This is a genomic window from Liquorilactobacillus uvarum DSM 19971, from assembly GCF_001434935.1.
Taxonomy (GTDB): domain Bacteria; phylum Bacillota; class Bacilli; order Lactobacillales; family Lactobacillaceae; genus Liquorilactobacillus; species Liquorilactobacillus uvarum.
The window spans coordinates 150169-162476 of the sequence record NZ_AZEG01000003.1 but is presented as its reverse complement, the minus strand read 5'-3'; the positions used below and the strand labels follow the sequence as shown (position 1 = coordinate 162476).

Annotated in this window: 11 protein-coding genes; 4 read left to right on the top strand and 7 right to left on the bottom strand. The window is 36.1% G+C overall.

The features are described 5' to 3' along the window. The 6 genes from FD20_RS13760 to FD20_RS02670 all read right to left on the bottom strand — a co-directional run. On the bottom strand, positions 1–2144 hold a 2144-nt coding region (locus FD20_RS13760; RefSeq protein ID WP_235807695.1), incomplete at its 3' end, for a pyruvate carboxylase. A 78-nt stretch (positions 2145–2222) separates the two neighbouring features. Further along, complete coding sequence (locus FD20_RS02690) at positions 2223–3398, bottom strand: FtsW/RodA/SpoVE family cell cycle protein (RefSeq protein ID WP_164478839.1); 1176 nt, start codon at positions 3396–3398, stop codon at positions 2223–2225. 9 nt (positions 3399–3407) lie between these two features. Continuing rightward, complete coding sequence (locus FD20_RS02685; RefSeq protein ID WP_235807694.1) at positions 3408–3773, bottom strand: DUF1507 family protein; 366 nt, start codon at positions 3771–3773, stop codon at positions 3408–3410. Positions 3774–3992: 219 nt separating this feature from the next. Beyond that, entirely contained in the window at positions 3993–5843 is a 1851-nt protein-coding gene (gene typA, locus FD20_RS02680; RefSeq protein WP_057736044.1) for a translational GTPase TypA, read from the bottom strand. Between the two features lie 156 nt (positions 5844–5999). Further along, complete coding sequence (locus FD20_RS02675; protein WP_057736043.1) at positions 6000–6785, bottom strand: inositol monophosphatase family protein; 786 nt, start codon at positions 6783–6785, stop codon at positions 6000–6002. A gap of 11 nt (positions 6786–6796) precedes the next feature. After that, entirely contained in the window at positions 6797–7084 is a 288-nt protein-coding gene (locus tag FD20_RS02670) for a UPF0223 family protein (RefSeq protein ID WP_057736042.1), read from the bottom strand. A gap of 178 nt (positions 7085–7262) precedes the next feature. Between FD20_RS02670 and def the strand changes: the two genes are divergently transcribed. Beyond that, positions 7263–7817, top strand: a complete 555-nt coding sequence (def, locus tag FD20_RS02665) for a peptide deformylase (protein WP_057736061.1) — start codon at positions 7263–7265, stop codon at positions 7815–7817. A 116-nt stretch (positions 7818–7933) separates the two neighbouring features. Here def and FD20_RS02660 read toward each other — a convergent pair whose 3' ends face one another. Then, a complete protein-coding gene (locus tag FD20_RS02660) occupies positions 7934–8413 on the bottom strand; it encodes a hypothetical protein (protein WP_057736041.1) in 480 nt (159 codons plus the stop codon). 255 nt (positions 8414–8668) lie between these two features. Between FD20_RS02660 and FD20_RS02655 the strand changes: the two genes are divergently transcribed. The 3 genes from FD20_RS02655 (at position 8669) to FD20_RS02645 (ending at position 12127) form a co-directional block, all read left to right on the top strand. After that, positions 8669–8887 (top strand): DNA-directed RNA polymerase subunit epsilon, encoded by a 219-nt coding sequence (locus tag FD20_RS02655; RefSeq protein WP_057736040.1) that lies wholly within the window; start codon positions 8669–8671, stop codon positions 8885–8887. Then, positions 8884–10560 carry a ribonuclease J1 gene (gene rnjA, locus FD20_RS02650; RefSeq protein ID WP_057736039.1) on the top strand — a complete coding sequence of 559 codons (1677 nt, stop codon included), beginning with the start codon at positions 8884–8886 and terminating at the stop codon, positions 10558–10560. Before FD20_RS02655 ends, rnjA begins: the two co-directional genes overlap by 4 nt. 559 nt (positions 10561–11119) lie before the next feature. Continuing rightward, on the top strand, positions 11120–12127 hold the full coding sequence (locus tag FD20_RS02645; RefSeq protein ID WP_057736038.1) for a diacylglycerol kinase family protein: 1008 nt from the start codon (positions 11120–11122) through the stop codon (positions 12125–12127). The last annotated feature ends 181 nt before the right edge of the window (positions 12128–12308 follow it).

Below are 12308 nucleotides of genomic sequence, written 5' to 3'. Positions count from 1 at the left end.
TTAGGCTTCAACAACCCTGCCATGTCTTTAATTCCAATAATTTGCGCCCCCGCCGCAACAAGGTCTTTGGCTAATTGTTTGTAATACCCTAAATCATATTTGTGTTCATCTGGATTTAAGACATCACCTGTGTAACACATCGTTCCTTCTGCTATCTTTCCAGTATCACGCACAAACTGAATGCTCTTTTCCATCTGTGTTACCCAATTTAAGCTATCAAAAATACGAAAAACATCCACACCATCTGTGGCACTTTGATTAATAAAGCGCTGCAAAACATTGTCCGGATAGTTCTTATATCCAACAGCGTTCGATCCCCTAAACAGCATTTGCAAAAGAGTATGCGGCATCTTTTTACGAATTAACTTTAATCTCTCCCATGGATCCTCATCTAAAAATCGATAAGCCACGTCAAAGGTCGCACCGCCCCATACCTCAGCTGAAAAAATATGTGGCATTGCTTTGTCATAGACATTCACCACTGGAATCATATCTTTTGTTCTCATTCTTGTGGCAAACAGGCTTTGATGCGCATCACGCATTGTAGTGTCTGTGAGAAGGACTCTATCTTGCTTTTTGAGCCAATCAATCATTGCATCCGCACCCGAACGGTCCAAAACCTTTTTAGCATTTTCTACATTCGGCTGAAAAGTAAAATCACTTCCGACACTAATTTTAGGTGCAAAAACTTTTTTGTGTTTTTCCGTACCTGGAAAACCATTGACTGTGACATTACCAATATATTTCAGTAATTGGTTGATTGTATTCTTTTTACGCTTAAAATTAAATAACTCAGGTGTACTGTCAATAAAAGTTGTGCTTGCCTTGCCTGCTAAAAACACAGGGTGATTAATAACATTACGCATAAATGAAATATTTGTCTTGACTCCACGAATTCTAAATTCATCCAAGACACGATCCATTTTTAAAACAGCATTAATAAAACTCCGTGCTTGCACACAAGCCTTTACTAGCAATGAATCAAAATACGGGGTTATAATAGCTCCAGCATAAGCATTTCCACCATCTAAACGCACTCCAAAGCCACCTGGTGAACGGTATGTTTCAATCTTACCTGTATCCGGCATGAAGTTATTTTCTGGATCCTCTGTCGTTACACGACACTGAATCGCAAAACCATGATGTTTCAGATCAGCTTGATGCGGAAGCTTCAAATCTTTATAGAGATCTTTTCCTGCAGCGATAAGAATCTGAGATTGAACAATGTCAACATCAGTAATCATTTCTGAAATGGTATGCTCAACTTGTACGCGGGGATTAACTTCGATGAAATAAAAATCTTCGTCCGTGACTAAAAATTCAACTGTCCCTGCATTTTGGTAAGATACACTTTTCATCAATCGAACAGCAGCTTCACAAATCTCATGTCTTCTTTCAGTACTGAGTGAAATGCTTGGAGCAACTTCAATAACTTTCTGATGTCTCCTCTGAACAGAACAATCACGCTCAAACAAATGAACAATGTTTCCATGCTTATCTGCTAAAACTTGTACTTCAATATGCTTAGGTTTCTTCAAATACTTTTCTACATAGAGTTCATCATCACCAAACGATTGTTTAGCCTCACTCCGTGCACGATTGTAACTTTCCTCGATCTCGCTTTCATTCTCTATGATCCGCATACCGCGGCCTCCGCCACCAAGTGCAGCCTTGACCATAATTGGATATCCGTGTTTTGCAGCAAAAGTTTTAACTTCTTCCAACGAATTTGCAGGACCATTACTGCCTGGAATAATATGTAAACCTGCTTTTTTTGCAGCCACCTTAGCTTTAACTTTATCTCCAAAGATCTCAAGTTGCTTGACAGTTGGGCCTATAAAATTAATTCCAGCGTTGAAACACTTTTGTGCGAAAATTTCATTTTCTGCTAAAAAACCGTATCCAGGATGAATTGCATCAGCACCGGTCAATTTTGCAATTCGAATAATATCGTCCATATCAAGATAAGCCTCAATTGGCTTTTTGCCTGCTCCCACTTGATAAGCCTCATCTGCCTTAAAACGATGAACCGAAAATTCATCTTCTTTAGCAAAAATAGCAACTGTTTTCAATTTTAATTCCTGACACGCACGAATGATTCGAATAGCAATTTCTCCACGATTAGCAATCAATATCTTTTCCATTGAACTCCCACTTTCTGTGAAAATCTTGAATGACAACCTAACAAAAAACTAAACAACCAATTATGGTAGTATGTTTCTTTAACTGTTAATCCTATCTTTCAATCCTCGACGTTGGTTGATTGAAATGTTCATAACAACACCTAAAGCTAACGATAGTACAATCATACTTGACCCACCATATGATACGAACGGCAAAGTCACACCAGTTATAGGGAGCAAACCATTAACTGCTCCAATATTGAATAAGGCTTCAACACCAACAAATGTTCCTATACCATAGCAAACCAAGGTGTCATATGTGTTGTTAGAACGCACACCTATCAAATATATTCGCAAGACAAGCCAAGTAAGCAACAAAAGAACAAACGTAACGCCTATAACACCAAGTTCTTCACTAATAACCGCTAAAATAAAATCGGTATGTGCTTCAGGCAGATAGCCCCTTTTCTGAATACTATTACCTAAACCTAGACCAAACAAACCGCCATTACTGATAGCATAATATGAGTTTATCAATTGTTGTCCGCTTGTACTTGCAACTTTGAAAGGATTATAAAAAGCCACCAGTCTGTTGTACATGTATGCATAGTCTGTACCCTTTAAAGGATTCCAAAGGCGCATCAATTGAACACCTGCTCCTACTGCCAAAAGCAGCGCTGCTAATTGAAACAATGTTTTACGATAATTTATTCCTCGAGCAAGTACCATAACAATTACAATCATTGCATTAATTGAAAAACCGCCTAAATCAGGCTCGATGAAAACTAAAAGTAACAATGTAATTATTAAAAACCACGGTTTCCAGTTTTTCTCTCTACTCAAATCAGCAACAGCTCTGTTTTCTCTTCTGGTTAATAACTGAGCCACAAAGAAAACCAAGTACAACTTGCAAAGTTCTGCAGGTTGCAAACTAAAAACTTTCAAATCAATCCAGCCATTCGCACCATTAATCGGATCTGTCATAAACTTAGCATATAATAACAATAACGCTATCACTATAAAACCATATATAATAAATTTCCGACTCATAAGTTTCTTAAAACGATACATATAAGCCATTGTAAAACAAAACAAACCTAAAAAAACATAAAGAAGCTGTTTAATCATATAAGTATTAGTTGCACTGCTTGTATAGGATAAACTGATTGAACTTGCCGAGTAAACCATTACGACTCCTATTCCGCATAAAATAATATATGGTATGAACAGGTAAAAGTCGAAATAATGTAATTTATTTCGTAATTTTTTCATAATGATTTTCCACTACTTGTCCTCTCCTGCTGTAACATAGATATCCGACAAAATATGTTCAAGATTTTTAATTATTTCCTGTCCTTCTTTTCCAGATATCAACCCACAGCTCTGAGCCAAATGAACCTCCTTTGAGAAACCGTACAGCTGAGTGTCGGCTACCTCCTCAAACGCAGGACATTGTGACAAGCATAATAAATTTCGTTGTTTATCCAGTAAAGCTTGAATTTTTTCAGCATCCTTAGCCAAAGCGTTCAAAACTTCTTCTCTGGAAACAGATTCGCGCATAATTTCTGCTCCTTTCTTAACTAGAGCAATTATATCATACAAATATTTCAGTTCCAGTGTCTCTAAAACCAACAACACATATCGTTTCAAAAGAGAATTTTCCTTCAGCATCTCTTGCTAATATTATGTCTCTAAAATTCGCATTTTTCAACAAAAAAATACTTTTATGGGCTTTTTTTAGTCATTTCACGAACATATCGTCGATTTTTCTTTAAAAAACAAGTTTTTTATAACCATCAAAAAAGGACAAGAAATTAAGACACATCATATGTCTTATTTCTTGCCCTTATTAATAATCATCAGTAATAATTATTTATTTTTATTGGCAGCGGTCTTTTTCTGTTTAGCTGCTTTTTCGCGCGCATTTGTTTCCAGAATTCGTTTGCGTAGGCGAATATTTTTTGGAGTGATTTCCAACAATTCGTCTTCATTCAAGAATTCCAATGATTCTTCCAAAGTATAATGTGTTGGCTTCTTTATTGTTGCCGTCTGATCTTTGTTCGATGAACGGACATTAGTCATATTTTTACCCTTAGTAACATTGACTGAAATGTCACGTTCACGTGAACTTTCACCAACAACCATTCCTTCATAAACCTCAGTTGCGGGATCTACAAAAATTGTTCCGCGATCTTCGACACCCATAATTGCATATGTCGTTGCTTTGCCGCGATTGATCGAAACCAATGCACCATTACGACGACCGGGTTCCCAATTATGAATAACCGGTTTGTATTCTGCGAATGTGTGGTTAAAAATCCCGTAACCTCTAGTCATTGAAAGAAATTGTGAATCGTATCCAATCAGTCCCCTAGTAGGTGCTGAGAAAGTCAAACGAGTCTGACCATTCGAGCCAGTTTCCATGTTAACCATTTCGCCTTTGCGTTGTGAAAGAGAATCAATTACACTACCAGAATATTCATCAGGAGTATCAATAATCACGTTCTCAAATGGTTCACACATCTTACCTTCAACTTCTCGGTAAATAACCTGTGGACGCGAAACTGCAAGTTCAAAACCTTCACGACGTAAAGTCTCGATAAGGATTGACAAATGAAGTTCTCCACGACCAGATACGACCCAAGCATCTGGAGATTCAGTATCTTCAACACGCAAGGAAACATCTGTGTGTAATTGGACCTTCAAACGATCTTCCAGCTTACGTGCAGTTACGTTGTCGCCTTCTTGGCCAACAAATGGTGAATCATTCGTTCTAAAAGTCATTTGCAGTGTAGGCGGATCAATTCGCAAGACAGGCAAAGCTTCAGGATGGTCGGACGGGCAAACCGTTTCACCGACAAAAATATCTTCCATACCTGAAATTGCAATCAAGTCTCCAGCTTTAGCTTCATCGATCTCCAGCCTCTTCAAACCAAAGAATCCGAATAACTTAGTAACACGGAAGTTCTTCTTTGTTCCGTCAAGCTTCATAACTGTAACTTGATCTCCCACTTTAATTTTTCCACGGAAAACACGACCAATACCTATACGTCCAACAAACTCATTGTAATCAAGCATTGAAACTTGAAATTGAAGTGGTTCGTCAGAATTATCAATAGGTGCTGGTATTGTCTTCAAAATGGCATTAAAGATCGGATCCATTGTATGTTCCTGTGTACTGATGTCTGATTCTAGAGATGACGTCCCATTTACAGCTGAAGCATAAATAACTGGGAATTCAAGCTGAGACTCTTCTGCACCTAATTCAATAAAGAGATCCAGCACTTCGTCCACTACTTCTTCAGGGCGTGCACCAGGACGGTCAATTTTATTGATAATAACAATTGGTGTTAAATGTTGTTCTAAGGCTTTCTTCAGAACAAAACGAGTCTGTGGCATAGTTCCTTCAAAAGCATCAACAATTAACAACACACCATCAACCATTTTCATGATACGTTCAACTTCGCCACCGAAGTCAGCATGGCCTGGTGTATCTAAAATATTAATCTGCTTGCCCTTGTACTCAACTGCAGTATTTTTAGAAAGGATCGTGATTCCACGTTCCTTTTCAATTGCATTTGAATCAAGTGCGCGGTCATCAATCTCTGTATGTTCGTCTAAAGTATCCGATTGCTTGAGTAATTCATTAACTAATGTTGTTTTGCCATGATCAACATGGGCAATAATAGCAACATTACGGATATCGTCACGTGTTTTCAAATTTATTTTCTTCCTTTCGCGATATGAATCTATCCACAAGAAAAATGCTGTTCAAGATACAATAAAGACTCCACATTTCAGTTACTGAAAACCCGCAAAAACGGTTTTCATTACTCGGCATAAAAAAACTGTGACTCATTCGTCACAGCTCAAGACCTAGTAAGTCGACTGCACGATTCTAGTTATGTCTTTTTGAGCATTTTTCGTTGCAACTAATACATCACTAGATGATAACATATCGATAGGTCTTCCGTCAATCGTTTTCACAACCAAGTCTAAGGTTTCTGCCAAGACTTTTCCTGCTGCATAATCCCACGGACGCAAATACGAAATATACGCGACACATTGTCCATTCAGAACATGAATAAATTGAATGCCAGAACACCCATATATTCTTGTTCCACAACTTTCTAACGCAGCCTTTTGTAAATTATGGTAGTTATCAATCAACAATGGGGCCCCTACTCCGAAAAGCCCCTTGTTCAGCTTCTTATCACTAGGTGGTTCTATCTTATCCTGATTACAATAAACACCAATCTCGGGCCCGCCCCAATACAGCTTATCTTGCATTACATCATAAATATAGCCTCGCATAGCAGTACCTTTTCGATAAATAGCAATCATACTAGCAAAATGATTCTTTTGCTTAACAAAATTCATGGTCCCATCTATCGGATCAATAACCCACAATAACCCTTCATTTTTAGGTTCCCTGACTTCGTGCGCACTTTCTTCGCCTATTATTTCTGACCCAGGATAATACTTTTTTATTTTGTCTTTGTAAAATTCCTCAACTTCCCGATCAATATTAGTTACTAGATCATTTGGTCCTGACTTTGTTTTAACATCTAAATCATCATTAAAACTCGCAATTACTTTAACGCGTACTTCTTTCATCCATTTTTTAACGTTGTCATCTATTGTTCGCAATGATTCCAACATCCACATCTCCTTTATTGAATTTTAAGATGCAAATAATCCTTTTCTGTTTTTCGGGCAAATTGTACTGCCTGATAGATACTGAGCCCTGACAGTTGATAGAACTCTCTATCCAGCTGCTTTTGTGTCATTTTCATCGGTGCTACTTTGACAAAATCAGCATATTTATTAAAAAAAATCTTTCTTTCAATTTTTGTAGTGTTAAGTTTTTCAACTGCATAATAAAATTCAGTTGCCTTGACAATATCCTCTGTTGACCATTCATCTTTCAATGGATAACTGATATTTTGAGGTAATTTCATAGATGTTCATCTCCTATAACGACTTGCAGCAAAAAGTAATAATCATCCTTGCAGCAAAATAACTCTTTAACCGTATTATACATAAATAAGTACTGTCAGCATCAAAATAATTTTAAAAATATTCACTAATAGTCTATAATTAGGGGGATTTAGATTATAAATAATGGAGGAACTAGTTTTGATTACTATGGATAATATAATTCGTGAAGGCAACCCTACTTTACGAGCACGTGCAAAAGCAGTCAGTTTTCCAATGAGTGCTGGTCAAAAACAACTTGCACATGAAATGATGGAATTTTTAGAAAATAGTCAGAATTCTGAATTAGCTGAAAAATATAAACTCAGAGCAGGTGTTGGGCTGGCTGCTCCTCAAGTAGATGTTTCAATCAGAATGACCGCAGTCTTGGTCCCTGATGAAAATGATAAACCGCTCTTCAAGCACATTTTAGTTAATCCAACTATTTTAAGCGAGTCTGTTAAGATGGCTGCTCTCTCTGAAGGAGAGGGATGTCTCTCAGTTGACCGTGATATCCCTGGCTATGTTCCGCGGCACGATCGTATCACTTTGCGCTGGTACGATTTAGATGGCAACAAACATGTCGATAAACTAAGAGATTATCCAGCTATTGTGTGTCAACATGAAATTGACCATTTAAATGGAGTTCTTTTCTTCGATCACATCAATAAGAAAAATCCATTCAATGTGGATGAGAACACTGTTATCCTCGGATAAGCAGATAAAAGAAAGATGTATTGCACCTAAAGGCCAGCATAACCATCTTGAATCTATTACAATTAGGTTGTGGCAAAAAATTTATTTTGCTACAGCCTTTTTGATCTTTTTAAAAATTATTTTTCAAGCTTGTCAATATCCCTTAAATAATCTAAAGTCTGTTTATTAGAAATATACGCTACTTCTATGTGGAGCGATGGTGCCAAAAACCACAGATCTGAAATCAAAAAAGTTGGATTATTTTCAAAATGAGAAATTTCATTATCTTCTGCATATTTTGAAAGACGATGGTTCAGTTCTTTTTTAAACTGTTTCAATTCTTTTTTTGACACTTTTTGAACGGGTAAGATATATTCAAAAACCATGACACCCTTACCCCAAATGTTTGCCAACAATTTTGAATTTTCAATGTGACCTTCATACTCTATAAGCCATTCTATCTGTAAATGTGAAAGACATGCAGCTATAGCTTTATCTGCTACTTTCTTGTTTTCAGACTGTAAGATTTTTAACGCTTTTCGTCGCAATATTCGTTTGCTTAAAAAAAAGAACAGCAATATTACTACCAATATGAATATCCAAATAAAGAAATGCATTAAACCACTCCTTTTCACTGTACCAATTATAACATGCTTCATTCTTCTAACAGCATTTGATAAGCAAATGCATCTCAATCCCAACACCTTTATATACTTATCGTAATATCTATGCTAAAATAGTAACAATTATTGTGAAGACAATCCACGTTCGGAAAATTTACTTTCGTTTTTTACTTTACGCTATCGTTTGCTGTAGGCAGGCATAGTCGTAGAAGCTTATTTTAATTTTAATATATTAAGGAGTTTTTATTAATGATTTTTAAAGTATTTTATCAACCTTCCAAAAAAATTAACCCACGTCGTGAGAACACTCAATCACTTTATGTAGAAGCACAATCACAAGTTGATGCTCGCATTATGGTTGAGGAAGAGACTGCTTACAACATTGAACATATTGAGGGACTAGACCCCAAAGCTCTTGAGTATGAACAATCAAGTCCCGATTATAAATTGACGGAGTTTAATAAATGAGAAAGCTCAGCGTCAAAAATAATGAAACAGCTGTTTTCGCGGTTGGTGGTCTAGGAGAAATTGGAAAGAATACTTATGGGGTCCAATTTCAAGATGAAATAATTGTTGTTGATGCGGGGATTAAGTTTCCAGAGGATGATCTTTTAGGCATTGACTATGTTATTCCTGATTATCAATATTTAGTCGCCAATCAACAAAAAATTAAAGCTTTGGTTATCACTCACGGTCACGAAGATCATATTGGTGGTATTCCATACTTGTTGAAAAAAATTAATGTCCCGATTTATGCAGGTCCTCTTGCTCTTGCTTTAATTAAGAGCAAACTTGAAGAACATGGATTGTTAAGAACAACAGAACTGCACGAAATAAATGAGGACTCTGTCTTGAAGTTTCGCAAAACAAGCGTCTCATTTTTTAGGACTACTCATTCAATTCCAGACACCTTGGGTGTTGCTGTTAAAACCCCAAGTGGCACAATCGTTGCAACAGGAGATTATAAATTTGACTTAACTCCAGTTACTAATCAGCCACCTAACCTACAGCGTATGGCTAAATTAGGCAGTGATGGTGTTTTATGTCTACTATCTGACAGTACAAATGCTGAAATTCCTAACTTCACAAAATCCGAACGTTGGGTTGGAAAATCAATTAAGCGCATTTTCGAAAAAGTCGAAGGACGTATTATATTTGCAACTTTCGCTTCAAATATCTCACGTATCCAACAAGCTGCCGAGGTTGCTGTCGCAAAAGGAAGAAAAATTGCTGTATTTGGTCGAAGCATGGAAGCAGCGATTGTGAATGGTCGTGAATTAGGTTATCTTGACATTCCTGATGATGCTCTTGTCGATTCCAGACAGATTAATAGTTTACCTGCAAATAAAATCATGATTCTTTGTACCGGCTCACAAGGTGAACCGATGGCAGCCTTAAGTCGAATAGCGAACGGCACCCATCGTCAAGTGGCGATTCAACCTGGCGATACTGTAGTTTTCTCAAGTTCCCCTATTCCTGGTAACACAATTAGTGTTAACCACGTTATCAATGAACTTGAAGAAGCCGGTGCCGAAGTTATTCATGGTAAAGTTAACAATATCCACGCTTCCGGACATGGTGGACAGGAAGAACAGAAGTTGATGTTGCGCTTAATCAAGCCTAAATTCTTTGTACCTGTTCATGGTGAGTATCGTATGTTGAAAATTCATACTGAATTAGCAGAACGTTGTGATGTTCCTAAATCAAATTCTTTCATCATGGGCAACGGTGATGTCTTAGCTCTTACTAAAGACTCTGCACGTATGGCTGGTCATTTTAATGCCGGTGATGTTTACGTCGACGGTTCCGGTGTCGGTGATATTGGAAATGTTGTTCTGCGGGATCGCCGTGTATTATCTGAAGAAGGTTTGGTTATTGTTGTTGCTACCATCGATTTAAAGAAACATGAAATTTTAGCTGGTCCAGATTTGCTTTCACGCGGTTTTATTTATATGCGTGAATCTGGCGAACTAATCGATCGTGGACGGCGACGTTTATTTAGAGTTATGCGTCGCACTTTAAGCAAGCAAAATGTTAGTGAAGTTATGTTAAAAGATGCTATTATAGATGATCTTCGACGTTTTTTGTACGATCAGACAGAACGGCATCCAATGATTATTCCAATGCTTGTAATGATTTAAAAATTAATTTAAAGGAAAAACCTGACATAATATGCTTAGTCAGGTTTTTTTATATCAATCTGTAGCAATTCAAATTATTCAAACTTTTTCCCAGAATCGTTTTGAAAAACTTTAATTTATAATATTAAAAATAAGCATGGTACCCAGTCGGTAAAATTTGGATGTTAACGTGAAATCAAAAAATAGCATGTTTGTCCGCTATGAGTAATACGAGTTTAAACAAATAATTTTAACTTATCAAACACTATTATATGAGACAATAAAGGAACTACATCGAACTTTAACTTTTCGTCCAGCTTTACTCTGCTGTTTTTGCAAAAATTAACAATACACTTTACAATTAGTTCTGAAGTACATCAAAAATGTACCAACTTATTAAAAAGAGCTAAGTAAAAAATATTTTTTTAATTTTAATCTTATTATCTTTCAATGGAATAACTAATACATTTTTTTAATTATCAAAAAAATACTAAATTTTTATTTTGCCCTGTTCAAGGTCTTGTAAATCAGTTGAATTATTATATAATGAGCGGGGATTGTTAGAACGGAGGCAATTAGTGTGAGAAAATTTTTTATTATTGTAGACAAATATACTGATGGCAAAAAAGCAGTGAATATTTGGAATAAACTCCAGAATTACTTGGATGATCAAAAAGTTAACTATGAAGTTTCAAGCACACAGCCGGATCTTGCTACCAACATTGCTGAAAAATTTGTGAGGACACATTCATTGCAAGATTTAGACAGCTTTGTCATTCTGGCAGTCGGTGGACACAATTTAATGCTTGACACTATCAAGGGTGTTAGAAATGCTGGTAAAAGAGAAGTACCAGTAGCTTTTATTACAACTAAGAAAAAAGATCCCTTTCTGCAAAAAATTGGGATCTCACCAAATCCCATATCTGCTTTAAAACAGATTTTGAATGCAGTTCAACCGACTTATTTCAACCTCGGACAAGTTGATGAGACAACACATGATTCACGCAGACTATTTACTGATAAGTTAGACATAGGTTTCACTGCCTACGTTTCAAACTCGATGATGAACTCTCACATTCATCAAATCTTTTCAAAATTTCATCTCAATTACCTGCTTAGAATCTGGCATTCTCTTACATCCTATATCAATCAAGAAACATTCGATGTTACAATGCGTGTCGACAAAAAATATAATTTTTACAAACATACTTTTAATGTAACTATCAAAAATAACCCAGTTATTTCTAAACAAGGAACATATCATTTAAAAAATCTTGAAATTAATGCTAACAATTTAAATATTGAACTTGTAAATAATATAAATTTTTTGTTTTATCTTGTGTTTTTGATCGCCAGAAAATTTAATTTTCATCACAAACTCCCCTTTGTCCATCGTTTCGAAAGTGATCAGATCCATTTGGTTATAAAATCGCTTGAATTTGGCCAAATTGATGGACATCAAATGAATAACAAATTTTATGATGTTTTTTTTAAATCTTTTAGTTATCCTTTCTGGTATGATATTGATAGTATCCCTTTGTCTGACTTGCCTAAAAAAGATAACGACAAAACTTCCAAGCTAAACTAAAAAAGCATCTTAACAATCATTAGAATTTGAAAACATCAGCTGCTAATGTTCCTCAAGTTCAAAAACCAACTATGATCAAATTCACGGTCAAGCACAAAAAAACTCGAAAAACGCTAATTAATATAATATCAAGCTAAAAAACAAGGAACTGGATTAAATTTTAAAATTTGATCCAGTTCCT

Bases quoted from the DNA above. Each gene is read 5' to 3' on its own strand.
- FD20_RS02675 (WP_057736043.1), bottom strand. From the start codon at position 6,785: ATGTTGGAATCATTGCGAACAATAGATGACAACGTTAAAAAATGGATG.
- FD20_RS02655 (WP_057736040.1), top strand. From the start codon at position 8,669: ATGATTTTTAAAGTATTTTATCAACCTTCCAAAAAAATTAACCCACGT.
- FD20_RS02660 (WP_057736041.1), bottom strand. From the start codon at position 8,413: ATGCATTTCTTTATTTGGATATTCATATTGGTAGTAATATTGCTGTTC.
- FD20_RS02670 (WP_057736042.1), bottom strand. From the start codon at position 7,084: ATGAAATTACCTCAAAATATCAGTTATCCATTGAAAGATGAATGGTCA.
- rnjA (WP_057736039.1), top strand. From the start codon at position 8,884: ATGAGAAAGCTCAGCGTCAAAAATAATGAAACAGCTGTTTTCGCGGTT.